Here is a 23715-nt window from a genome sequence, read left to right as displayed (position 1 = left end):
AATTCAAATAGTAATGGTTTATTTATAATAAAATAAGGAAATATTCAATTATGCTAGATCATACTGGTGATTTGGGAAAGAGAATAGATAATGACGATTTGGACACTGCAATTTCTCGAGCACAGCATGTATTAACTGAACATCAGAATGAAGATGGACATTGGGTATTTGAATTGGAGGCGGATGCAACTATCCCTGCTGAATATGTATTGTTGGAACATTTTCTGAATCGTATAGACCGGGATTTGGAAAATAAAATTGGCGTTTACTTGCGCCGTATCCAAGGGGATCATGGTGGATGGCCTCTTTATTATCAAGGAAAATTTGATCTTTCGGCTTCCGTAAAGGCTTATTTTGCTTTAAAGGCTATTGGGGATGATATTGATGCACTCCATATGAAACGTGCCAGAGAGGCCATTCTTGCGCATGGCGGTGCGGAAAGAACCAATGTTTTCACACGTATTCAAATGGCGTTGTTTGGTGAGGTTCCATGGCATGCCACTCCTGCAATGCCGATTGAATTGATGCTGATGCCCAAGAAAGCATTGTTTTCCATTTGGAATATGTCATATTGGTCCAGAACAGTTGTTGTTCCTTTATTGATTCTGGCCGCTTTGAAACCCAAGGCGATTAACCCTCGTAATATTCATATTCAGGAATTATTTGTAACTCCGCCTGATCAGGTCAGCAACTGGATTAAAGGTCCGTTCCGGTCTTATTGGGGACATGTCTTTAAAGGACTGGATAAAGTTGTAAGACCTGCTGAAAAATATATTCCATCTGTTTTACGGAAAAAATCCATTCAGAAAGCATTGGAATTCGTTGATGCACGATTGAATGGAGAAGACGGGCTGGGAGCAATTTATCCAGCCATGGCAAATTCTGTGATGGCATATCATGCGTTGGGAATTGCCGATGATGATCCACGCGCTGCGATTGCCTGGCGTTCTGTGAAAAAATTATTGATTGAAACGGATACAGAAGCCTATTGTCAACCTTGTGTTTCACCTATTTGGGATACTGCCTTGACTGGCCATGCCGTAATTGAAACCATAAGTCATAATCGAGCAGTGGATCGAGAGGTAACCTCACAAAAATTGGCGAAAAGTTTGAAATGGCTGAAAGATCGCCAGATTTTGGATGTAAAGGGAGACTGGATTATTAACTCTCCCGAAACAGCTCCTGGAGGATGGGCATTTCAATATAGAAATGATTATTATCCAGATGTTGATGATACGGCTGTTGTCGGTATGTTGCTACATCGTGATTGTAATCCGGAACATGCCGAATCAATTGAACGTGCCCGTCAGTGGATAATTGGCATGCAAAGCTCGAATGGTGGTTGGGGGGCCTTTGATATCGACAATAATAAAATGATCCTGAATCATATCCCTTTTGCTGATCATGGCGCTTTGCTGGATCCTCCTACGGCTGATGTAACGGCGCGTTGTGTTTCTTTCCTGGCACAGCTTAATTATCCCGAAGATAAAGCGGTAATCGATAAGGCAATTCAATATTTACGTTCTGAACAGGAAGATGCAGGTTGCTGGTTCGGGCGTTGGGGAACGAATTATATTTATGGAACATGGTCGGTTTTATGCGCCTTAAATGCAGCTGGAGTTTCTCATGAAGATCCAATGGTAAAACGTGCGGTTAAATGGTTACTTTATGTACAGAGACCGGAGGGAGGATGGGGTGAAGATGAAGCCTCCTATGAGGATGCGCCAAAAGGCGTTTATAATCAAGGCATGCCTTCTCAGACTGCTTGGGCATTACTCGGATTAATGGCGGCGGGACAAGTCAAACACCCAGCGGTGCAAAAAGGAATGGCCTGGCTGATGAGCGTCCAGAAAGAAAATGGTCACTGGGAAGAGGACCCTTATAATGCCGTGGGATTTCCAAAAGTGTTTTATCTTCGTTATCATGGATATAAACAGTTTTTTCCTTTATTGGCCTTATCACGTTTTCGCAATCTTCAAGCGAGTAACAGTGGAAAAGTCGAGGTTGGGTTTTAATGATATACAACCGCCTTGGTATTTTGGTTGGAATGGATTTTGAGGCAAAGTTAGCCTCAACTTTAGCTCCCGCTGCTGTTGAAGCCAGCGGGGCGACCTATCTGGGTGCAAAAAAGGCCCTTGAGCGATTGTCGGTGGAAAAAATTGATTCAATCGTATCTTTTGGATTTGCTGCCGGTTTGGATCCCGTTATTAAGGCAGGTACAATATTATTGTCGCATAGTGTAGTTGCCGAGAATAGGGAATATCATGCGGATTCCGAATTAAGGAGCTGGTTGGGGGCGGAAAAATCAGAAGTCAAGCTCGGAAGTTTATTGCATAGCAATGAAATTGTGACTTCTGCCCAAAAAAAAGAAAGGCTTTTTAAAGATTCGGCCTGTTTGGCAGTTGATATGGAAAGTGGTCTGGTTGCGCAGTTTGCTCAGGAGAAACATATTCCGTTTGCTGTTTTACGTGTTGTATGCGATACGGCAAGTCGGAATCTTCCACCTCTTGTTTCTTCAGTCTTGACGCAAGATGGCAAGTTGAATTTTTCCAGGATTGCCGGAAGTCTGTTAACCTGTCCATTCCAGATTAAGGATTTGTTTGGCGTGGGTATGGATATGGCTCGAGCATACTGGCATTTAAAACGGTATCTTGCCAATTTTCATTAGAAAATATTGTATAATATGTGAAATCCCTGTTACAGAATTTTATGGTAACAGGAATATTTATTTTCTAGAATTTCATCTGTTTTTTCAAAGATTCTATTGCTGAAGGTACATCAGGAACAACTTCAAAAAGTTTCAACAGGGACTTATCAGCAAATCCCTGTTCGATGGTATTGTTTAATTGATCATGAATGCCCCTAGCCCAATTATCGACATTTACAATAATGATCGGTTTATTATGGAGTTTTAGATAGCGCCAAGTAAGTATTTCAAAGAATTCGTCAAAAGTCCCGATACTTCCAGGCATAATCAGATAGGCATCTCCTTCGTCATAAAGAATCTTTTTTCTGGAATGCATATCTTCGGTAACGGTTAAATCATTTACACGAGAATGTTGTCCCTCTTTTTTGATAAGGAATTGCGGGATAATACCTTTGACGGATCCACCAAGGTCAATCATGGTATTTGATATTATTCCCATCAAACCCACACTGCCACCGCCAAAGACAAGTCGTAATTGATTGTGAACAAAATGGCTTGCCAATTCTTTTGCCGCCTGAATGTAGATGGATTTGTTTCCGCATTTTGAACCGCAGAAAACAGTAATTGAGTAATTGTAATGAGTCATGAAATTTTCTTTAATATATCATCGTTAAATAGAGGATTTTTTATTCTGATAATATAGCCCATAGGTTAACAGAACACTACAAAAAGCAAAAAAACTGGCTGACAAATAAAGATAATCATATCCAAGATGGCTTTGGACTAAACCCAGTAGGGGACCGGAAATAAAAAGGGCCATATCCAGAAATAAAGAAAATGAGGCAAGGGCCGCCCCTTTATTTTCACTACTGACTTTTGATATGGCAATAACACCCAAGGCTGGATAGATGAGTGAAAAACCACATCCTGTCAAGGCCGCTCCAATATATGCACCAATTATTGAGGTTTGTGTGGCAAGCAGAAGAAGACCAATGGTTTCTGTAATTAGGGAGATGATAGAGACAATATAACCACCATATTTTAAAAGTGAATTTTTGAAAATAAATCGGATCATGACAAAGCAAACGCCAAAAATTGTCAAGGCAATGGCAGATCCTGTCCAGTGGTTGCTAATAAAATATAAGGCAATGAAAGTTTGAATACTGCCAAATCCGATAGTTGATAAACCAAGACAGCAGCCGTAAGCTGAAATTCGTTTGAAAACCTTGGTAAAAGGTAAACGTCTAGCGGTTGGAACGGGAATGATGGCTGGATAGGTTGATGCTAGAAGCATTGATGCTGAAGCCAGAATGACAGTAAGAATAGAAAATCCAGATAACCCTCCAATAAAACCGATGGGTTGTGAAGCAAGATAAACCCCTAAGGGGGCACCAATAGCCATGCCGCCATAAGTGGTTACGCCATTCCATGATATGACATGGGTTGCGTTTTCAATTCCTACCCTGCCGATATTCCAGACATTAACACCTGTTGATGCCCAGCTTTCTGAAATACCCATGCAAAAGCGGCCTAGAAGGATGATTATTAACGCCATAAGAGGTTGATGGATAAAAAATAAAGCCAAAATTGTTAAAAGTCCCCCGCATGCACTAATTCCCAAACCTATAACGACTGCACTTTTGGCCCCTTTGGTATCCAGCCATTGACCCGCCCCCGGGCGACTTATAAAGGTGGCAAGATAGGCTGCGGAAACAGCAATTCCGGCAATTATACTATTATATCCGAGTTGTCTGTGAACAAATACAGGTATTGTAGCCAAAGGCATACCGATATTTATGAAACATACAAGATTAAAAATGGCCGCGGCAAGAATCTTTAATGTAATGGGTTTTGGTTTCAGATAGGATAAAATCATTATTGGTTATTAAATAAAAAAGTATCTCTTTAAAATAAAATTTTATAATAATAGGAGTTTATTTTGCAATCAATTCTTTGCAATGTTGATCATAGGATAACAGAATCTCTTGATCGTTTATTCGAATTTTTACGCATTCCAAGTATTTCAGCTATTCCAAGCTATAACCAAGACTGTCGAAAGGCAGCACAGTGGTTACATGATTACTTGCGTAATATGGATTTGGATGTGCAGATTTGTGAAACTGGGGGACATCCAATCGTCATGGCAAATTCTCCTGAAATAAAGGGAGCCCCGCATGTTTTATTTTATGGACATTATGATGTACAACCTGTCGATCCACTGGAATTATGGGAAATACCACCTTTTGAACCTTGTATCCGAACCGACGCAACAGGAAAAGAGGTTATTCATGGGCGTGGATCATCAGATGACAAAGGTCAAATTCTTACTTTCCTGGAAGCCTGTCGTGCGATTTATATGAAAGACAAGCAATTTCCATTGAATATTACCTTTATCTTGGAGGGTGAAGAGGAAAGTGGAGGAGAACATTTACCTACCTTTTTAGCACAACAGAAAGAAATCTTGCATCCTGATATTGCTTTTATTTGTGATACGGATATGGCTACTCCGGATGTGCCAGCAATCACTGCCATGGTTCGTGGCTTGGTTGGGGAAGAGGTTACCGTTTATGCGGCTAATCGGGATTTGCATTCGGGATTATACGGAAATGCTGCTCAAAACCCTATTCAGGTTTTGTCTGAAATTATTGCAGCATTACGTGATAATACAGGAAGGGTCACCATTCCAAATTTTTATGAAGGGGTGCCTGAAATTGCTGAAACGATTCGTCAAAAATGGCAGGAAATTGGTAAAACCGATAGTGAACTGCTTCATCCAATCGGTTTGCAATATCCGGCGGGTGAGATTGGATTCAATGCCGTTGAACAGACATGGTGTCGTCCTTCGTGTGAAATCAATGGAATTACGGGGGGATATGAAGGACTTGGCTTTAAAACGGTTATTCCAGCTCAGGCTTCAGCCAAAATTTCTTTTCGCTTGGTTGGGGAACAGGATCCAATTCAAATTCGGAAAAATTTTCGGCAGTTTGTAAAATCGAGAATACCCGAAGATTGTAAAGTTGAATTTGTTTCCCATGGTGTTTCAAATGCAAGTATGGTTTCCCTTGAAGGAAAGAATTTAAGTAAAATTAGTCAAGCGCTCGAAGATGAATGGCTTCATAAAACAGCCATTATTGGCAGTGGAGGCGCCATACCTGTGGTTAATGATTTACAGCGTGAATTCGGAATAGAATCTTTTTTAATCGGGTTTGCAAATGCTGATGATTGCATTCATTCCCCGAATGAAAAATATAATCTTTGTTCATTTCATAAGGGGATACGATCTTGGATTCGAATTTTATATGCGTTGGGAGACTAGTTTTGAAAAATTTCCTGTAATGGTGATAGATAGGTGGTTAATTTGACGCGTAAAGGCATTAAATAAGCATTCTGGTTTGTTTTTTTGATCATTTGTAAGGCTTTTTTTGCAAAATCAATGTTAGCCTGTAAACTTGTTTCAAAATTATGTGGAAAGACAACTTTGTTGGTAATTTCCCAATATGATTTCGATTTTGGTCCAATGACAGGTGACAAACCCCAAAAAACGGTTTTGTTGTGTAACCAATCCATACAGAGTTCAAGCATTTTCTCATCAAAAATGGGTTGTGTAAAAAAACCACTGGCTCCCGCTTCTTTTTTTGACAGGACATGTTCAAGTTCTTCCTTGGGAGAACGACGGTATGGGTCAAAGGCGGCATACAATTTCAGATGCGGGAGTTCCCTTCGATATCGTCTTAAAATGCTTTCAGTTGAATTGGGATATGTATGTTTGTTGAAATCGGAGGGAGGGTCTCCCTGAATAACCAGAATTTCTTGTAAATTATTGATATCATGGCCGGGCAATGGAAGATCGGGATTAATATCAATTGCTCTTATATGAGGAATGGAACGTGTATAATATGAAGAGGTAATCTGAAAAGCGTTCCAGCTTCTTAAAGAAAAACGCATGAGATCTGGAATATTGATGCTGTCGGCAATTGGGAAACATTCCTTGACTTGTTTCATGTCACTAATGATATGATTTCTATCTCTAGGAATTAACTCTACCGAGATTCGTGTCATAACGAATTCCTTGTAATGAAATAAGTGGATTTGAAATAATAGATTTAATTTCTTTAATGTTTAAACTGTTAATATAAAAATAAAATAGAATAAAGTTAATTTAGTTAGATGGTTGCGACATATTTAAAATGTATGATGATGGTTGCTGCGTTTCATCATTTGCCTTCTTCTGTTTTACCGGCAATACAACGTGTGGAGGGTGGGGCTCCTAATCTTGTCTCCAATAACAAGAATGGCACGCAGGATTTGGGGGTAATGCAGATCAATACACGTTGGATTGTTCCATTGATGGAAACAACGCACGAAACTGGTCAAGTCATCTATCAACGATTAAAACAGGATAATTGTTATAATATAGCCGTGGCGGGGGCGATTCTTAAATTGTACCTTGCAGAGACAAATGGAAATTTAATGCAGGCGATTGGCAATTATCATTCTCATACACCTGAACTAAACAATCATTATCAGTTTCAAATCATTCAAGCCTTTTATTTGAACAATAATTCTTCAATAAGGAGAAAAAAAGCTGGAAAATATCTCTCTCCTTATCAGCATCGTTTAATGAATGTAAAAAAAAGAAGAAAATTTAAAAAGAAAACCGTTAGAAACTGATTATTTATCTAGTTTTGAATTTATACAAAAATCAGCTTATCTGCTTATACTATTACCATGTGCTACGCGTTGCGTTTTGACTCTCGGACTTCGTTTTCGAGAGGATGCTACCGATGAGTTTTTTGGTTTTACAGTCGTTTTCTTGTTTGGTAATTTTGTTGTAACCTCAGATGTGGCATTCAAGGTTAATTTATCATAGGATGCAGTTTTTTTATCTTGTAATTGCTGGGGAGGTTCTGAATCACTGATTTTAAAACTTAAATTAATTTCAGATTTAGATTGTGGGTTGGGCTCGGTGGCAACCATATACGGAATATCGGTCCCGGTTGATAATTCCGTGCTTACCGTTGTAGAAGGTATAGGTGGTTGATCAGAAGCCCTGGGCAATCTCCCTTCCGCGGCACCATACATTATATAATGGATAAAAGGGTTAATAGTGCTTGCGGCAACATCAGGATAGGTATTCAGATAAAAGGTGGTATTAAAAAAACGGTTAGGATTTCGTCCCTCTCGAAATCCGAAAAACAGATAATGTTCAACAGGATCTGCATTGGCGGCTGCAATATCTGGATAGGTTTTTAAATACCAGGCTGAATCAAACAGTAAAGAGGGAAAATCAATTTCAGTCATTTTAATTGTTCACTTAAATATTATATTAGCAAGTTTTAGTTTCGTTTATAGAAAACAATCTAATAAATTGTAAACCGCTTTTAAATGATTTAGTTATTAATATTAATCAAGCGGTTTAAGAAATTATTGTTATATTATTGCAATAATTATAATAAGGAATAGTTTTGGTGTAAATTATTTTATCGTATTTCTTGCTGCTTGTAATGTATTATGCAACAAACAGGCAATAGTGACAGGACCGACACCACCAGGGACAGGTGTAATTTTTGCAGCTTTACCCAAAACCTCTTCAAAAGCGACATCACCTATCAGTTTGGTCTTGCTATCTTTTGTCGTGATACGGTTAATGCCGACATCTATAATAGTCGTACCTTCACTGATCCATGATCCCTTAACGAGCTCACTGCAACCAGTCGCAACAATAAGAATGTCTGCTTGACGGGCAAGTTTTTCAGGATTGCGTGTATGAATGTGGGCAATAGTTACAGTGCAACCTTCTTGTAATAAAAGTTGTGCCATGGGTTTGCCCATCAAGTTTGACGCTCCAATAATGACTGCATGTAATCCTTTCAAACTGGAAAGTTCTTTTTGCAATAACATTAGACATCCAAGTGGGGTGCAGGGTATAAATCCGTCTTTATGTCCAAGCGCAAGTTTTCCTGTATTATAGGCTGTCAAGCCGTCAACATCTTTATGAGGGGTGATTGCCTGAATAATGGTGTCTGCATTCAACCCTTTTGGAAGAGGTAGTTGTACGAGAATTCCATGAATATCAGGATCTTTATTCAATCTTGCAATTAGATTCAGGATTTCTTCTTGTGTGGTTGTTTCAGGAAGAAGATGCATGAACGAACGCATTCCCACCCTGTGTGTCTGTTTTGTCTTGTTTCTGACATATATCTCGCTGGCAGGGTCATTGCCGACCAAAATGACGGCAAGACCGGGGGTTACATTTTTTTCCTGCTGCAGCTGCTTGACTTCCAGAGCTATTTTCTGGGTCATGTTTGTGGCAAAGCTTTTGCCATCAATTAATTGCGTTTTCATAAGATATCAGTGACCTTTATTATATTCAACTGTTTTTGGGGAAGGATAAAATTATATTGTCTCTTTTGTATTGTTTGCCCTGATGTCCCATTCATTAGCGATTGCTGCAATAATTCCATTACCCAAAACACTTGTTGCAGTTCTTGCCATATCAAGAAACTGATCAATTCCGACAATTAATAGCAGTCCGGCTTCGGGTATTCCAAAACCTGGCATGACAGCGGCGAGCATTACCATTGAGGCGCGTGGAACTCCTGCGATGCCTTTACTGCTGATCATCATGACCAGGAGCATCATGATTTGTTTTTCAATGGGCATATGAATACCATAGGCTTGTGCGATGAAAATGGCGGCAAATGAAATGAACATCATGGTTCCACAAAGGTTAAAGCTATAGCCTAAGGGAACGACAAAGCTAGATATTTTGGGTGGAACACCGAATTTTTCAAGTTGTTCAAGCAATCTTGGAAAGGCAGACTCACTACTGGCGGTTGCAAATCCTACCATTACAGGTTCGGCTATGAATGGAAGAAGCTTAAACACTTTTTTTCCCATCATGAAATAACCAGTTCCGATCAAAATAATGAACATGACGAGAATGACAGCATAAAACTCGATCAAAAACAGTCCATAGCTTTCAATTACATGTAATCCATTACGGGTTGCTATTGAAAGAAGTGAAGCAAAGACAACCAATGGTACAATAATCATGACCATATCGGTGACTTTTAGCATAACTTTGCCTACACCATCTGTTACATCTCTTACCAGTTGACATTGTTTGTCAGGTAAAGCGGCTAAAGACAAACCGAAAAAGACAGCGAAAACTACCAACTGTAACATATCGTTATGAGCCATTGCGTCAATGACACTATCAGGAACGATATGAAGTGTAAATTTAATAAGGTCAAAATGATAAATTGTATGAGACTCAGAGACAGGTGGTAAATTATGCGTAAAATTCTTGCCTGGCTGGATGATATTGGCGGCAAGCATTCCAACACCCAAGGAAACGATAGAGGCACCGATAAACCAAAAAATAACCTTGATCCCGATGGTTTTTATGGTTTTAGTATCTTGAACGTTCCCAATCCCGGCAATGAGCGTGGCCAGAACCAGAGGTGCCACGATCATCTTTATCAGGCGCAAAAACAAATTGACAATTAATTCAGACAAGGTCAGAATAAAATTTGATAACGTTATTGAGCCATTTGCTGACTTATAGATAATAACATCTCCAAAAGCATGACAGATCAACCCAAAAACAAGTCCCAAGATCATGGTGGAACCAATTGTAACCGCATGTTTGACAAGGGTACGTGATGTAGAAGGATTATTATATTGGAGCTGGGTTTCTGCCATACTTTATATTTCCTCAAGTCATAAATTACACGATTAATTCTTTTTTTAGGTAACGAAGGAAGAGAGAGTCAAACTAATTTTTTACTACGTAACAAACAGAATGCAGCGATTGTGACCATACAAGTTATTTGTCCGTTTTGAATCATTTCCTCAAATTGAGTTAACGGGATTGTATGACAGGTCATATGCAGTTCTGTCTCTTCGCGTTTCGGGGAATGTTGTGTTAAATCAGTGGCAAGGAAAACGTGACCTTTTTGGGTTGAATAGCCTGCCCCCTGATATAATATACCTCCATGTACCATATTGGCGGCACGCAAACCTGTTTCTTCTTCCAGTTCTCCGGCAGCAACCATCTCGGAGGTGGCATCTGGTTTTAATTCCCACATTCCCATCGGCAGTTCCCACATAAATTTACCCACAGGATATCGGTATTGTCGAATAAGGGTGACTATTTTAATTCCTTCATTATTAATATGCAGTGGTAAAATAACAGCGAATTCGTTTCGTTCTACAACACCAAACATGCCTTTTAACCCGTTGGGATAGCGTATGATATCCTCACGGATTTTTAGCCAACGGTTTTCATAGGCAATACGTGATGATTCCGGAACAATCCCGCCTGGATCTGTTTGACCAATAATTTTTTTGTCCGTGTCTAGTTTTTGGGGCATTGTTGTATCCATTTTTGTAGGGTTTCTTAATCTTTGTTTTTCATGGTGGATTTTTTTTCTTTCCATAATTCTGCGAAATCAATGGATTGCAAAAGAATAGAAGGTAGATTGGATGTGCGGCTTATATTTAGGATGATATTGCGAATTTCTGGAAATAATAATTCTGGAGCATGTATCATCAACAATTCTTCTATATTGGCAGCCTTTAAAGTGGGAAGGGTCACAACTGCACCATATTGCAAGTCAATTTCAAAAATAGAAGTTGGTTTATCATCATCTTCAAGTTGTTTTTGGCTGGTACAATTTAGGATAACGATAATTTCGAATTGGGGGTAATCCTTTTCAATTTGCTGGGCATTGACATTAACGGTTACGGTAATGTCGGATTTTGGAGATACCTTAAGAAAAACTTTGGGTGTATTAAAAATTTTTACGTTTAATTCTCGAATATATTCAATGTTGGTAACTAAATCCTTAACTGGGATGATAGGTAAAAAAAACGTTTTTTCTTCATGTTGTTTATTAGACATTGAGCATTCTCTTTTAAATTAAATATTTATAGGTATAAAATTATTAATAAATTGAATCGAAAGACCTGTTTATAAAATCAAATTGTTTTTTTTGAAAGTTTTTTTGAGGAAAGCAAAAAACCGAATACAGGCAAAGGTTGCCAATTTTTTGGAATCTCTGATTGGTGAATCGGGATTGTCAAATATTGTGGTACGGGTTGTTCATGATTGATTAGTAAATGTCTGTAGGCAGTAATTTCCTGTTTCCGCCATTCGCAATCCTGATATGCTTTTTCATAAGAATGATAAATATTAGCGATGTATCGTTTGTTTCCGATATAAAAAATGTTGGCCCATATTTTGTTCTTTATTTTTTTAAATGAAACAACTTCATGCATAGCTTTTTGATTTATATAAGAAAAAACGATTTATCTTTTTATAACTATATGGTTATTTTTTGTTTTTTTTAAATTATTATTTTAAATGTTTTTTTTATCTGGATTAAAATTCCTTATTTATGTAAGGGTTTGTGTATTATATACTGGTCATATTCATAATGTTTGATTATGGTTGGGTTAGGGAGATCATATCGTGTTGCGATTAATTATCGTTGTACCATTCCTGGTACTTTTAATTATCTTTTTCTTGTTAAATATGACGCCTGTGCCAATGAATTTCTTTTCTGCTAATTGGCAAAGTTCTGTTGGGATGATTGTATTGCTGGCTGGAATCATTTCTTTTGCAATAGGAGCTTTAACAGTTTTCACCTCCTTGGTCAGTCAATGGAAAAGAGCCAGAAAGGCAGAACAGAAAATACGTGATTTGGAAACACAGTTAAATGAATTGCGGGCCCAGTATATAGCCCTGACTCAACAGAATACAACGCAGCAGGGAACAGGACAGAATGGGACCCCAGTTCCAACAGCAACGTCTGCCCTTTCCCCTGACAGGGTTGAACCTTCGCAACAGAATTCAGAAGAATAGATTTATTTCCACATATTATAATAAATAATTGATAGATCACTTAAGAAAAATAATGACAAAAACCGGCTTGATTCTTGCGATTGATACAAAAGATTATGATTTGGCTGAGCAATGGGCTCAAATTGCTGATTTAACAGGGCAAATGATTAAAATAGGTATGGAGTTTACCTACGCTTGCGGTTTTGATGCGGTCAGGAAACTGGCTAGGGGTCGGCAAGTTTTTCTTGATCTGAAACTGCATGATATTCCCAATACCGTTGCATCTGCAATTGCCAGTTTGGTTTCTGTAAAACCAGCCATGTTGACTATTCATACGTTAGGCGGAAAAGACATGATTAAAGCCGCACGTAAGGCAATAGATGTCAATTTTCCTGATAATCAGAAACCGTTATTACTTGGGGTTACGGTTTTGACCAGTATGGATCAGGAGAATTTAAATAGTGTAAATCTTCATACGACACCTCTTGAACAAGTAATGAAACTGGCAGGAATGGCTTTGGACGCTGGTGTCGATGGTCTTGTTTGTTCACCCGAGGAAGTTGCAACTTTGCGTAAGATTTATGGAGATAAAGTTGTATTGGTGGTGCCGGGAATAAGGTTGGAAAATGCCAAAACAGATGATCAAAAGCGAATCATGACACCCGCGTTGGCACATAAGGCGGGTGCAAATTGGATTGTAGTGGGTCGGCCAATAACACAGTCAGCTAATCCACAACAGGTTGCTGAGGAAATCATTTGTCAGTTACAAGATTAATTTTATGGTTTCTATCAAGATATGTGGTGTAAGAGAAACGGCGACTTGTGATTTATTGTTAAAATTACGGGTCAATTGGGTGGGATTGGTTTTTTATCCAGCGTCTCCGCGTTTTTTATCTGTTACCCAGGCAAGACAGTTGCCTGATTATGGTAAGGAAGGTCTGTTAAGGGTTGGTTTGTTTGTTAGGCCAAAATTAGATGATATAAGAAGAATTCTTGACAAGGTTCGGCTGGATATTCTGCAACTTTATTGTTCTGACAAGCAGGCGGCAATTATTCGAGAGGAAATCGGTCTGCCAGTTTGGTTGGCAAGAGGCGTTAAAACGCATGATGATTTGCTTAAACCTTCCCAGGTTGATGGAATGGTGATTGAGGCACCATTTTATGAATCGGATACAAGACCGGGCGGTAATGGACGCAAGTTTGATTGGTCCCTGACTAAAAACTGGAACCCGGCAAAGCCATGGTTGCTGGCAGGTGGATTAACACCCGATAATGTGCAAGAAGCCATTCAGCAGTCAGGTACAGAGGCAATTGATGTCTCATCAGGGGTTGAATCTGAACCGGGGAAAAAGGATCCAATCCTAATTCAACAGTTTGTAAAAAATGCCAGACAAGAATATAATTGCGAATAATTATTATTGAACCTGAAATGCTCATTATGGGATTATTTCAAGAGAGTGTGTATCCTTCCTCTTCAATCGCTTTTTTGAGTTCATTCTCATTGACCGAACCGGTGATTTTTAATGTTCCGGTTTTCAAGTCGACATTAGCCTCCTGAACATCTGGAAGGGCTTCAACGGCTTCTTTTACAGCGTGGACACAATGTTGACATGTCATTCCTTCGACATGATATATTTTCATGATGAAAATCCTATTTAGTTAATGACTATGAAAGTTAATTATTATAGCATGTTTTATATTTTATACTAATTCTTATTTGCATACCGATAAAGTGTAGGATTGGTCGATCATGTCTGCAGCATTGGAAAATAAAGGAATTGATTTTGTAATTCGTGGAATGACATGTGCATCTTGTGTCAGACGTGTTGAGAAAGTCATTAAGCGTGTTGCAGGAGTTGAAGATGTCAATGTGAATCTGACATTGGAACAGGCCAGGGTCATTCCAAAACCAGCTATCCAACAACAAAATTTAATCGCTGAGATTGAGACGGCTGTCACAAAGGCTGGTTATCATGCGGAATGGCTTGATCCTGGTCATGCAGCTATCAACCTGAATGGGGATCGTGATGAAAAGGATTTATATCATTGGATTATCGCGGCTTTATTTTCCGCACCATTATTGGGTTCAATGATTGCTGGCGGTTTCAACCATCATTGGATGCTTCCAGGCTGGGTTCAGTTTTTATTGGCAACTCCTGTGCAATTCTGGTTGGGAAAACCATTTTATATTGCTGCTTATCGTGCGGTAAAATCAGGAAATGGAAATATGGATTTGCTGGTGATACTTGGTTCGGGTACCGCCTGGATTCTGAGCACATGTTTATTGCTTTCATGGTTGTTGGGTTATTGCAAGGTTGAGCCTGATCTTTATTATGAAAGCGCCTCATTGATTATAACCTTTATTTTACTGGGGCACTGGTTGGAAAAGCGGGCAAGATATAAAGCCGCTGATTCAATTAGGGCATTACAGGCTCTGCGTCCTGATACAGCTTGTAAACTTGTTGATGACAAAGAAATATCAGTTCCCCTCGATCAATTAATGGTTGGTGATCAGGTTGTTGTTCGTCCAGGTGAAACAATTCCTTGTGATGGTGTGGTCATACAGGGTGAAAGTGCAGTTGATGAGTCGATGCTGACTGGGGAAAGCCTGCCAATCGAGAAAAAAATTGGGGATAAAGTTACTGGTGGTTCATTAAATGATAATGGGCGTTTATCAATCAAGGTTGAAAAAACCGGGAGACAGACAAGATTGTCCGCTATTATCCAATTGGTTGAAAATGCACAAGCCTCCAAGGCGCCAATCCAAAAAATGGTGGATCGGATAAGCAGTATTTTTGTACCTGTTGTTATTGTTCTAGCATTATTAACCTTTCTGAGTTGGTGGTTGATAAACGGTCTTTTTGTAATAGGGTTAATGCATGCCGCTGCCGTATTGGTGATTGCCTGTCCTTGTGCATTGGGTTTGGCAACGCCGACAGCTTTAGCCACTGGATGCGGGGCAGCAGCTCGTTCTGGTATTTTAATTCGCGATGCTGAAACTTTAGAGAGAGCGGTGCATGTCAAAAAGGTGGCATTTGATAAAACAGGAACCTTAACAGAAGGAAAACTGTCAGTCGTTTCAATTGTTTCCTTATCCGATTTTTCAAAAAAAGAAATTCTCTATCATGCAGCCAGTTTGTCTTTATCAAGCGAACATCCCTTGGCAAAGGCACTGCTATCTGAAGCCTCCTCTTATACTATTTCTTTGAAACAACCAGAAGAATTCCGGGTTATAAAAGAACAGGGACGTGGTGTCATGGGAAAGATAAAAGAACGGGTTTTCTTATTGGGCAATCAGCAGATGGTTGAATCGCATGGGTGTAAAATTCCTGATGTGTCGTCAGAAATCCGATCATCAACTTTATCCTGGCTTCTTGAGAAGATGCAAGATTCCTATCGTTTATTGGGTATTGTAGTTTTTGAGGATCATGTACGGTCTGGTTCGGTAGAGGCGGTTCGACGATTGAAAGAGCATTCAATCCAATCAATTATGTTGACGGGGGATAATGAAGCTGTCGCCAAAAAAATTGGTAATATATTGAGAATAGATGACGTTAAAGCGAATCTGACACCAGAAGATAAACAACAGTTTATCAAGAAACATGGTTCAAAGGGTATTGATCATCAGTCAATTGCCATGGTTGGAGATGGAATAAATGATGCTCCGGCCTTGGCAGAGGCGGATCTTGCCATTGCAATGGGCGAGGGGACGGATGTGGCGGCCGAGGTGGCTGGGATCGTATTGATGCGGAATAATCCTGAATTGGTCGCTGATACGTTGGACATTGCCAAAAGAACTCGTCAGCGTATCAAGGAAGGGTTGTTTTGGGCGTTTATCTATAATATTATCGGTATTCCTTTGGCAATGCTCGGATTTTTAAATCCGGCTATTGCAGGGGGAGCCATGGCTTTAAGTAGCGTATGTGTTGTTATGAACGCTTTAAGGTTATTACGCTGGAAAGCAAGAATCTAGATAAGATTTCCAAAATTCAAAATCTTAATTCTTATAGTAGCGTTGTTAATTTAGGATATGGCCCGGTTTTGCTGGTTGGCAATTTGCAGTCCTAATTTGTTGAATAAGGTCAAATCACTGCTTTTTTCCGGATTGGGACAGGTTAGCAAACGTTCACCCAGAAAAATAGAATTGACCCCAGCCAGATAGCACAAGGTCTGCATTTCATTACTCATCTCCGTTCTGCCGGCTGCCAATCGAACATAGCTTTCAGGCATCGTGATTCGGGCGACAGCAATTGTACGAATAAAATCAATAGGATCTATGGGGTCTGCATTACCCAAAGGTGTTCCTTTGACGCGGATAAGCATATTGATAGGCACGCTTTCCGGATGTCTGGGTAAATTGGCAAGGGTTGCAATCATGCTGACACGGTCTGCTTCATCTTCATTCATTCCAAGAATACCTCCACAACATACTTTGATACCGGCATCACGAACAAAAGCGAGGGTATCCAGACGATCCTGGTATGTACGGGTTGAGATGATCTTTTCATAATGTTCTTCAGAAGTATCAAGATTATGATTATAATAATCCAGTCCAGCGTTTTTAAGTTTTTCAGTTTGTTCCAGATTAAGCATTCCTAAGGTTACGCATGTTTCCAGCCCAAGATTTTTAATGCCTTCTATCATGGCACAAACGGTCTCGAGATCGTGATCTTTCGGGGAACGCCAGGCGGCACCCATACAAAAACGTGTCGCACCTTCCGCTTTGGCAGCGCGTGCTTTTTCAAGCACTTTTTCAACGGACATAAGACGGTCTGCCTTAATTTTTTCTTCATGTTTTGCACTTTGTGGACAATAAGCACAGTCTTCAGGACATCCTCCACTTTTGATCGAGAGCAAGGTTGAAACCTGAATTTGCGTTGGATCGAAATTTAATCGGTGGGCAGTTTGTGCTTGGTAAATAAGCTCGGGCAACGGGAGCTGAAACAAAGAAGCAATTTCCTCCTTGGCCCAGTCGTGACGAATTGGAAAATTATTAAAAATCGTTGTTGAGAAATCTCTTTTAAGCGGCATATATAAGTCCTTAATTTATCATAAATAATTTTACGAGATTACTGAAAATTGGTTTTAAGTATTATTTTTGTATCGTAGAAGTTGTAGGCAAGGTTTATCAACAAATTGATAAATTATATATGCAGATGTTAATATGCAAAATATATAAATGACGATATTAATTCCTTTTGTGGTATGTAAATGAAAATATTTTGAACAGATATTTATCCAAATAGGATGAATTAGGTAAATAGAATATGAAATATCTCCTAAAAATTTTGCAAAATTATTAGAAGTTATTTTGTAAATAATTCCAGTTTTAAAAGACAAGAGATAGATAAATATAGCGAATAAAAAAGGAGCTATAAATTCATTATTTCTATTATAATTTAATTTTAAGTAAGTCATAGAAAATAAAAGAATTATAAAAAGTTGAAAAAAAGAAATTATAAAATTGTTTGGTTTAAAATTAATCTTAATAAATATTAAATAAGTAAGAATTCCTAGTGAATATTCTAATAAACATCTAATAATTGCATAATCTATAAATAAATTATACAGCCTATGATGCGCATCCATATAGTTTATAGAGGTTTGATTTAATACAATTAAACAATATAAGATTACTAGAATTAAAACAGGAAATATCAAATGCGTAAATTTATCTAATAATGTTACAAATATTGGAAAAATTATTATTCCAACCCAAAGTTCGGCTGAAATAGTATATGAAATTCCTATTGGTTCAAAAGGTATTGAAGGGTGAAGCGTATTTAAAGGAATCATTTCTGAAATAGTTAATATTTTAAACCAATCAAATAAATTAGGTTGAGTGATATTATTAAAAATATTAAATACATAAGAAATAACTACGCAAACGATATATACTGGAAAAAGTCTTAGATAACGTTTAAAAGCAAAATTTATAGAGTTAAATTTTTCTCTTTTTTGATAAACGGAATGACAAATGACAAAACCACTGAGAACCAAAAAAAATCAACAGCTAAAACAAAAGAACAAGGAATTATTGGTTTATGGTTCCAATAAAAAAAATGTCCACAAGCGACAAATAAAGCCATAATTCCACGAAAACAATCAAGGGATACATTTCTTTTATGGAGTAAGTCCATGACGCAACCTTATAAAAATATACTTTCAAACTATTAACTTTTATAAACTTTTTTAAATTGTTATCAATATTTATGAATGATTATAAATTTTTGTTGGATATATTTTAAGTGTCTAATTTAGTTGTAGTACAAAAAAGAAATTATGTTGGTGTATTAACATTGAATAGACCGCAAGCATTGAATGCGATTGATGATGTGTTACAAAATCAAATATTAGATGTTTTAGAAAAGTGGAAATTCGATTCGAGTATTTATATTATTTTAATTAATAGTAGTAGTGAACGAGCTTTTTGTGCTGGTGGTGATATTCGGAAAATTGCTGATTTAGTTCGTTCAGGTAAAAAACAAAAAGGTTTAGAAATTTTTAAATATAATTATGTATTAGCTAATTATATACTACATTATTCTAAGCCCATTATTTCAGTAATGGATGGCATTACCATGGGGGGAGGTATAGGATTAGGAGCGTTTGCTACATATCGTTTTGTTACTGAACGTTCTATTTTAGCAATGCCAGAAGTGATGATCGGATTAACCCCAGATGCAGGTAGTTCTTTTTTATTTCAAAATGCTCCAGGTTTTTCTGGATTAAGGGCTATGTTAACGGGACAACGTTTTAATGGTAACACTGCTATTAAGTTGGGGTTTGCAGATTATATGATTTTTTCAAGTGAATTAGAACTTTTTTTACAAAAATTAACAGAATTACAGCCAAATGAAATTAATTTTTTTCTTTCAACATATAAGCAATCCTATGAATTTGATAATAAAACTTTAAAACAAATTGCTGATATTTATCAAGCTTCTTCTGTAGCAAAGATTATTGAGAAATTGCGAAAAAGTAAATATAATTGGGCCGTATGTGATTTTAAAACTATATTAAAAGCTTGTCCATTTTCTTTAGAGGTAACTTATAGAGCTTGGCATTTGAAATTACCAACTCAAGAAGCTGTTTTAACACGCGATTTATTGTTAGTTAGTCATCTTATCCAACGGGCCGATTTTTTAGAAGGGGTGAGGGCTGCAATTATTGACAAGGATCATAACCCAAGATGGAATCAGGCGCCAATTTCAGAGTCCGATATTAATTCCTGTTTTGACTATTGAATTTAATAAAAATATCTAGTCATTTTCTCATACTACGGTTTACTATAGTCATTTTATAATTTCTGAATTAAAAATAAAATTGATAAGGAAAGCGTGGCACTATGAAACATTGGGATATTGAACAGGTTAACTGGGATAAATTTGACCCTTCATTAATAGATGCTGATATTGTTCCTTTGATAAAAACAGCCGCTGTTGTTGAACGAAATAGTGTAGACTATACGGTTTATTTGACTAATGTATTTGGTCATGATCCTGAATTGACAAAGCTTTTCAGTAAATGGGAAGATGAAGAGGTGCAACATGGTGAAACATTGGGACGATGGGCCATGATGGCTGATCCTGCTTGGGATTATCAGGAAAGTTATAAGCGTTTCAGAAATTTTTATAAAATTGACTTAAAGACGGATCACTCAATCCGTGGATCACAGGCGGGAGAATTTATCGCCCGGGCTATGGTTGAGGTTGGCACTTCATCTTATTACAGTGCCTTGGCAGATTATGTAAAGGAACCTGTCCTGAAGGAGATATGCAGACGGATTGCTGGAGATGAATATCGTCATTATAAATTGTTTTATGATTATGCTAAATTATATTTGAAATCTCAAAAGCTCTCCAGGTTGCAACGAGCCAGGATTGCCTTGGGTCGTATAATTGAAAGTCAGGATGATGAGCTTGCCTCGGCCTTTCATGCCACCAATGAGCCCCATGGAATGCCATATAATCATAAACGATGTATAGCCCTATATATGGAAAAGGCCATGTCATTATATAAAATCCATCATATTGTCAGGGTGGTTAATATGGTTTGTAAGGTTATTGGGTGGATGCCTTCAGAAAAATGGCAAAGATATTTGTCTAAATTGATACTAATGATTATTAATAAACAACAGAAAGCCTATACCAAACAAGTTTTATCTATAATATAACAATTTTCTGAACAAGAGTGGGACATTAACAGGGATGGATTCTTTAAAGCTTGGTTTTTTTGATAATTTGATACATGAAGCAACAGCAGCAGTTATAACACGTGTGTTAGAGGCCCATGGAATAACGGATATAGAATTAATTACCGGTGAATGTAGGGATTTGACGCAGGAGCTGACTGCTGGGAAAATTGATTTGTTTGTAAGTGTATGGCTGCCTGATATTCATGCCGATATCATTCAATCCAATCCGAATTTCAAGGTGATTGGAAATCTTTATCAACCCTCTATCTCTTTTGCTTTGCCAAAAAAGTTTCAAGAACATGTGGGTTCTATTGATCAACTTATAACAGCTTCATTTCTTCATCGTGAAATCACGGTTTGTGAAACTTTGCAGGTTTTCGCGAATAAAATCATGAAAGAATATGGTTTGATCGAGGCTGATTATCAATTGAAATCTATTGCAGATGAAGAGACGTTGACTCATTATCAGGAAATAATCCACTCACAAGAACCCGAGTTAATGATGCTTTATGAACCGGCATTGTTCACGGATTCAGGAAATTTTTATCGTCTGAGGGAATCCGAGAATATTTTTATCCGGAAACAAAAAGCGGCCATGCTATTAAACCCCAATTGGATTCAGCGATTTGGAGGTGACTTGATTGATGAGCTTGAGGAAATGATGTTGGGTAATCAGATTGTTCAGTTCATGGAAAATGCAATACGCAATCAAGGGATGAGTGCCGATGAGGCGGCTGAAGCTTGGCAGCGTGGTAAATTGGTTGTAAGAGCGTAATGGCCCATAAAAATGATCAGCAAGATTTGGGGTTGGCAAGGCAATATGAGGCCTATCCATATCCCGAACGCAATCCAAAGGATGAAACCAAACGCTTATTAATAGGCAGTCCAAGCCATTTGAATGAAATTGATTATTGGGTATTTGGAGGATATCGTTCTTATACGCAACCATTAAGGATTTTGATTGCTGGTTGTGGAACCGGTGATGCAGCAATCATGGTGGCTCAACAAATGGCACGACACCAACGTTCTGGTGAAGTGATCTGTTTGGATCGGGCCGAGGCAGTTTTGAAAATTGTTAAAGAACGGGCAGCTACACGGAAATTGAGTAATATCCGTTATGTTCAGGGTTCAATTCTTGAATTGCCAGATTTAAATCTCGGGTTGTTTGATTATATTGATTGTTGTGGTGTTTTGCATCATTTGCCTGATCCTGCTGCTGCCCTGCAAATATTAAGGGAACAACTAAATCCTGGCGGCGGGATGGGATTGATGGTTTATGCTCCCTATGGTCGTACTGGCGTTTATATGGTGCAGGAAGCATTATCCAAACTGACCTCTTTGTCAGATCCACCAGTAAAGCGTTTGGATGTTGCAAAAAGAATCATGAAGCATCTTCCATCGACTGCCTGGCTCAGATTTAATGGAAATTTTGGTGATCATTTAACTGGAGGTGACGCTGGTCTGTATGATCTTTTATTAAACCCGCGTGACCGATCCTATAAAATTGCTGAATTATGGGATCTGTTGGATAAAAATGAGTTGGCGGTAAACTGTTTGGTGGAGCCTGCGCGTTATGATCCTGCTTATTTAATAACAGATCCAAAGATCAGAGAAAAATTCAGGCAGTTTGATATAAGAACACAGGCTAGTCTGGCTGAATCTTTGGCTGGGAATATGTCAACGCATGTTGTGTATGTGCGTCGCGCGGAAGATAATATACAATTTGCTGATCCATGTGCCTCTGATTCAATTCCTTTTATGCGGGAAACGCCTGGTGAAATACTTGCCAATCAGATTTTACCATCCAATCTGCTTCCTTATTCTTTTGGAATGTTGACGATTATGCTTCCTTTACCTGCACAGGCACGCGGGTTTTTGGGACTTGTTGACAATCGCCGTTCGGTTGGAGAAATAATTGAGATTGTCAAAAAACGGGGTATTGAGGAACACCGTATTTTACCTTTGTGGAAGCAGACTTTTGAAATTTTACGAAGTATTAACCAGCTTTTTGTAAGATCTGCCGTTTAATTTATTTTATTGGAATCATCTATTATGAAATGTGCATTTTTATTCCCCGGTCAGGGAAGCCAATATGTTGGTATGGGTAAGGCATTGGCTGAAGCATTTCCAATTGCCAGAGAAGTCTATGAAGCGTTGGATGAAACGTTAAAGCAGCCATTATCCAAAATTATGATGGAGGGGCCTGTGGAAGCGTTGACTTTAACGCAAAATACACAACCTGCATTAATGACACATTCCATGGCCGTAATCAGGGTTTTGGAAAAAGAATTTAATATTGATGCCAATCATCTGGTTTCAATGGCAGCAGGACATTCCTTGGGTGAATATTCTGCTCTTTGTGCTGCCAATGTGTTTGATTTTGTTACAACAGTCAATTTGTTACGGACGCGCGGCAGTGCAATGCAAAATGCGGTACCGGTTGGTCAGGGAGCAATGGCTGCACTTATAGGCGTCACGATTGGACAGGTTCAGGATTTATGTAAACAGGCCACGCAGGGAAATTCGGTTGTTGTAGTTGCCAATGATAATGGTGCGTCTCAGGTTGTGGTTTCTGGTCATATGGACGCGATTGAACGGATTATAGCCATAGCCAAGGAAGCTGGTATCCGTAGAGTTGTTAAATTGCCTGTGTCAGCACCATTTCATAGTCCGTTAATGGAACCCGCTGCCCGGGAAATGCGGGATGCCTTGGCTAAAACAAATCCCAAACCATTTAATTTTCCTGTTATCGCAAATATAACCGCCTGCCCTTATGAAAATTCTTCTTTTGTCAGAGATTCATTGGTTAGACAAATAACAGGTTCTGTAAGATGGGCAGAAACTATGCGATATATGATTGATCAGGAAGTTGATTTTTTTGTTGAAGTTGGTGCAGGTAAGGTTTTGTCTAAAATCATGCAGCGTACTGCACGGGATAGCAAGGTTTGTTCTGTTGATACACCTGCAGATCTTGAAGAATTTGCAAAAATTCTTTCTGCTTTTTAAAAGAACACAAGGATT

The 23715-nt window shown here is 38.4% G+C and carries 24 protein-coding genes; 13 read left to right on the top strand and 11 right to left on the bottom strand.

The window, feature by feature from the left end:
- Positions 1–50: 50 nt before the first annotated feature.
- A complete protein-coding gene (shc, locus tag D9V35_RS08220) occupies positions 51–2015 on the top strand; it encodes a squalene--hopene cyclase (RefSeq protein WP_122124085.1) in 1965 nt (654 codons plus the stop codon).
- The gene (locus D9V35_RS08215; RefSeq protein ID WP_122124084.1) at positions 2015–2668 is read left to right on the top strand and encodes a phosphorylase family protein; all 654 of its coding nucleotides are present in this window, start codon (positions 2015–2017) and stop codon (positions 2666–2668) included. The genes shc and D9V35_RS08215 overlap by 1 nt, the downstream gene beginning before the upstream one ends.
- 64 nt (positions 2669–2732) lie before the next feature.
- Here the strand turns inward: D9V35_RS08215 and D9V35_RS08210 are convergent, their stop codons facing one another.
- Complete coding sequence (locus D9V35_RS08210; RefSeq protein ID WP_122124083.1) at positions 2733–3293, bottom strand: LOG family protein; 561 nt, start codon at positions 3291–3293, stop codon at positions 2733–2735.
- Positions 3294–3317: 24 nt separating this feature from the next.
- Positions 3318–4523: an MFS transporter gene (locus D9V35_RS08205; protein ID WP_122124082.1), complete on the bottom strand. Its 1206-nt coding sequence runs from the start codon at positions 4521–4523 to the stop codon at positions 3318–3320.
- A 63-nt stretch (positions 4524–4586) separates the two neighbouring features.
- Between D9V35_RS08205 and D9V35_RS08200 the strand changes: the two genes are divergently transcribed.
- On the top strand, positions 4587–5963 hold the full coding sequence (locus tag D9V35_RS08200) for a dipeptidase (protein ID WP_122124081.1): 1377 nt from the start codon (positions 4587–4589) through the stop codon (positions 5961–5963).
- Here D9V35_RS08200 and D9V35_RS08195 read toward each other — a convergent pair.
- Positions 5960–6706, bottom strand: a complete 747-nt coding sequence (locus D9V35_RS08195; RefSeq protein ID WP_110439058.1) for a methylenetetrahydrofolate reductase — start codon at positions 6704–6706, stop codon at positions 5960–5962. The genes D9V35_RS08200 and D9V35_RS08195 overlap by 4 nt on opposite strands.
- A 108-nt stretch (positions 6707–6814) precedes the next feature.
- Between D9V35_RS08195 and D9V35_RS08190 the strand changes: the two genes are divergently transcribed.
- The gene (locus tag D9V35_RS08190; protein ID WP_122124080.1) at positions 6815–7318 is read left to right on the top strand and encodes a lytic transglycosylase domain-containing protein; all 504 of its coding nucleotides are present in this window, start codon (positions 6815–6817) and stop codon (positions 7316–7318) included.
- Between the two features lie 36 nt (positions 7319–7354).
- Here D9V35_RS08190 and D9V35_RS08185 read toward each other — a convergent pair whose 3' ends face one another.
- The 5 genes from D9V35_RS08185 to D9V35_RS08165 form a co-directional block, all read right to left on the bottom strand.
- Positions 7355–7948, bottom strand: coding sequence for a hypothetical protein (locus D9V35_RS08185; protein WP_122124079.1), 594 nt, complete (start codon positions 7946–7948; stop codon positions 7355–7357).
- 174 nt (positions 7949–8122) lie between these two features.
- Complete coding sequence (folD, locus tag D9V35_RS08180) at positions 8123–8992, bottom strand: bifunctional methylenetetrahydrofolate dehydrogenase/methenyltetrahydrofolate cyclohydrolase FolD (protein ID WP_122124078.1); 870 nt, start codon at positions 8990–8992, stop codon at positions 8123–8125.
- Between the two features lie 51 nt (positions 8993–9043).
- On the bottom strand, positions 9044–10354 hold the full coding sequence (locus D9V35_RS08175) for a dicarboxylate/amino acid:cation symporter (protein ID WP_198185009.1): 1311 nt from the start codon (positions 10352–10354) through the stop codon (positions 9044–9046).
- A gap of 68 nt (positions 10355–10422) precedes the next feature.
- Positions 10423–11025, bottom strand: a complete 603-nt coding sequence (locus tag D9V35_RS08170) for an NUDIX domain-containing protein (protein WP_122124307.1) — start codon at positions 11023–11025, stop codon at positions 10423–10425.
- Between the two features lie 26 nt (positions 11026–11051).
- Complete coding sequence (locus D9V35_RS08165) at positions 11052–11555, bottom strand: protein-export chaperone SecB (RefSeq protein ID WP_122124077.1); 504 nt, start codon at positions 11553–11555, stop codon at positions 11052–11054.
- A gap of 570 nt (positions 11556–12125) precedes the next feature.
- On the opposite strand from D9V35_RS08165, the gene D9V35_RS08155 reads away from it, so the two are divergent.
- Genes D9V35_RS08155 through D9V35_RS08145 form a run of 3 tightly spaced genes read left to right on the top strand, consistent with a single transcriptional unit; the run spans position 12126 to position 13909 of the window.
- The gene (locus D9V35_RS08155; RefSeq protein WP_110439051.1) at positions 12126–12518 is read left to right on the top strand and encodes a LapA family protein; all 393 of its coding nucleotides are present in this window, start codon (positions 12126–12128) and stop codon (positions 12516–12518) included.
- A gap of 52 nt (positions 12519–12570) precedes the next feature.
- Entirely contained in the window at positions 12571–13272 is a 702-nt protein-coding gene (gene pyrF, locus D9V35_RS08150) for an orotidine-5'-phosphate decarboxylase (protein WP_122124075.1), read from the top strand.
- Between the two features lie 4 nt (positions 13273–13276).
- A complete protein-coding gene (locus D9V35_RS08145) occupies positions 13277–13909 on the top strand; it encodes a phosphoribosylanthranilate isomerase (protein WP_122124074.1) in 633 nt (210 codons plus the stop codon).
- Between the two features lie 37 nt (positions 13910–13946).
- Here the strand turns inward: D9V35_RS08145 and D9V35_RS08140 are convergent, their stop codons facing one another.
- A complete protein-coding gene (locus tag D9V35_RS08140) occupies positions 13947–14138 on the bottom strand; it encodes a heavy-metal-associated domain-containing protein (RefSeq protein WP_155565989.1) in 192 nt (63 codons plus the stop codon).
- A 109-nt stretch (positions 14139–14247) separates the two neighbouring features.
- Here D9V35_RS08140 and D9V35_RS08135 point away from each other — a divergent pair, with 109 nt between their 5' ends.
- Complete coding sequence (locus D9V35_RS08135; RefSeq protein ID WP_122124073.1) at positions 14248–16470, top strand: heavy metal translocating P-type ATPase; 2223 nt, start codon at positions 14248–14250, stop codon at positions 16468–16470.
- A gap of 50 nt (positions 16471–16520) precedes the next feature.
- Here the strand turns inward: D9V35_RS08135 and bioB are convergent, their stop codons facing one another.
- Together bioB and D9V35_RS08125 are read right to left on the bottom strand one after the other, a co-directional pair.
- Positions 16521–17528, bottom strand: coding sequence for a biotin synthase BioB (gene bioB, locus D9V35_RS08130; protein WP_122124072.1), 1008 nt, complete (start codon positions 17526–17528; stop codon positions 16521–16523).
- A 54-nt stretch (positions 17529–17582) separates the two neighbouring features.
- Positions 17583–18497 carry an acyltransferase family protein gene (locus D9V35_RS08125; RefSeq protein ID WP_122124071.1) on the bottom strand — a complete coding sequence of 305 codons (915 nt, stop codon included), beginning with the start codon at positions 18495–18497 and terminating at the stop codon, positions 17583–17585.
- A gap of 248 nt (positions 18498–18745) precedes the next feature.
- Here D9V35_RS08125 and D9V35_RS08120 point away from each other — a divergent pair, with 248 nt between their 5' ends.
- The 5 genes from D9V35_RS08120 (at position 18746) to fabD (ending at position 23700) form a co-directional block, all read left to right on the top strand.
- Positions 18746–19744 (top strand): enoyl-CoA hydratase/isomerase family protein, encoded by a 999-nt coding sequence (locus D9V35_RS08120; protein WP_122124070.1) that lies wholly within the window; start codon positions 18746–18748, stop codon positions 19742–19744.
- Positions 19745–19845: 101 nt separating this feature from the next.
- Entirely contained in the window at positions 19846–20673 is an 828-nt protein-coding gene (locus D9V35_RS08115) for a ferritin family protein (protein WP_122124069.1), read from the top strand.
- 34 nt (positions 20674–20707) lie between these two features.
- A complete protein-coding gene (locus D9V35_RS08110; RefSeq protein ID WP_122124068.1) occupies positions 20708–21469 on the top strand; it encodes a glycine betaine ABC transporter substrate-binding protein in 762 nt (253 codons plus the stop codon).
- Entirely contained in the window at positions 21469–22722 is a 1254-nt protein-coding gene (locus D9V35_RS08105) for a class I SAM-dependent methyltransferase (RefSeq protein WP_122124067.1), read from the top strand. Before D9V35_RS08110 ends, D9V35_RS08105 begins: the two co-directional genes overlap by 1 nt.
- Before the next feature lie 24 nt (positions 22723–22746).
- Positions 22747–23700 (top strand): ACP S-malonyltransferase, encoded by a 954-nt coding sequence (gene fabD / locus D9V35_RS08100; RefSeq protein WP_155568533.1) that lies wholly within the window; start codon positions 22747–22749, stop codon positions 23698–23700.
- The last annotated feature ends 15 nt before the right edge of the window (positions 23701–23715 follow it).

Source organism: Commensalibacter melissae (assembly GCF_003691365.1).
Taxonomy (GTDB): domain Bacteria; phylum Pseudomonadota; class Alphaproteobacteria; order Acetobacterales; family Acetobacteraceae; genus Commensalibacter; species Commensalibacter melissae.
The sequence above is the reverse complement of the archived record's forward strand: the minus strand, read 5'-3'. Positions and strand labels throughout refer to the sequence as shown.

Excerpts from the sequence above, each read along its gene's own strand:
- shc (WP_122124085.1), top strand. The coding sequence starts at position 51 with ATGCTAGATCATACTGGTGATTTGGGAAAGAGAATAGATAATGACGAT.
- fabD (WP_155568533.1), top strand. The coding sequence starts at position 22,747 with ATGAAATGTGCATTTTTATTCCCCGGTCAGGGAAGCCAATATGTTGGT.
- D9V35_RS08205 (WP_122124082.1), bottom strand. The coding sequence starts at position 4,523 with ATGATTTTATCCTATCTGAAACCAAAACCCATTACATTAAAGATTCTT.
- D9V35_RS08140 (WP_155565989.1), bottom strand. The coding sequence starts at position 14,138 with ATGAAAATATATCATGTCGAAGGAATGACATGTCAACATTGTGTCCAC.
- D9V35_RS08175 (WP_198185009.1), bottom strand. The coding sequence starts at position 10,354 with ATGGCAGAAACCCAGCTCCAATATAATAATCCTTCTACATCACGTACC.
- D9V35_RS08165 (WP_122124077.1), bottom strand. The coding sequence starts at position 11,555 with ATGTCTAATAAACAACATGAAGAAAAAACGTTTTTTTTACCTATCATC.
- D9V35_RS08105 (WP_122124067.1), top strand. The coding sequence starts at position 21,469 with ATGGCCCATAAAAATGATCAGCAAGATTTGGGGTTGGCAAGGCAATAT.
- D9V35_RS08170 (WP_122124307.1), bottom strand. The coding sequence starts at position 11,025 with ATGCCCCAAAAACTAGACACGGACAAAAAAATTATTGGTCAAACAGAT.
- D9V35_RS08210 (WP_122124083.1), bottom strand. The coding sequence starts at position 3,293 with ATGACTCATTACAATTACTCAATTACTGTTTTCTGCGGTTCAAAATGC.
- D9V35_RS08145 (WP_122124074.1), top strand. The coding sequence starts at position 13,277 with ATGGTTTCTATCAAGATATGTGGTGTAAGAGAAACGGCGACTTGTGAT.
- D9V35_RS08195 (WP_110439058.1), bottom strand. The coding sequence starts at position 6,706 with ATGACACGAATCTCGGTAGAGTTAATTCCTAGAGATAGAAATCATATC.
- D9V35_RS08185 (WP_122124079.1), bottom strand. The coding sequence starts at position 7,948 with ATGACTGAAATTGATTTTCCCTCTTTACTGTTTGATTCAGCCTGGTAT.
- D9V35_RS08110 (WP_122124068.1), top strand. The coding sequence starts at position 20,708 with ATGGATTCTTTAAAGCTTGGTTTTTTTGATAATTTGATACATGAAGCA.
- D9V35_RS08115 (WP_122124069.1), top strand. The coding sequence starts at position 19,846 with ATGAAACATTGGGATATTGAACAGGTTAACTGGGATAAATTTGACCCT.
- D9V35_RS08215 (WP_122124084.1), top strand. The coding sequence starts at position 2,015 with ATGATATACAACCGCCTTGGTATTTTGGTTGGAATGGATTTTGAGGCA.
- D9V35_RS08190 (WP_122124080.1), top strand. The coding sequence starts at position 6,815 with ATGGTTGCGACATATTTAAAATGTATGATGATGGTTGCTGCGTTTCAT.
- pyrF (WP_122124075.1), top strand. The coding sequence starts at position 12,571 with ATGACAAAAACCGGCTTGATTCTTGCGATTGATACAAAAGATTATGAT.
- folD (WP_122124078.1), bottom strand. The coding sequence starts at position 8,992 with ATGAAAACGCAATTAATTGATGGCAAAAGCTTTGCCACAAACATGACC.
- D9V35_RS08135 (WP_122124073.1), top strand. The coding sequence starts at position 14,248 with ATGTCTGCAGCATTGGAAAATAAAGGAATTGATTTTGTAATTCGTGGA.
- bioB (WP_122124072.1), bottom strand. The coding sequence starts at position 17,528 with ATGCCGCTTAAAAGAGATTTCTCAACAACGATTTTTAATAATTTTCCA.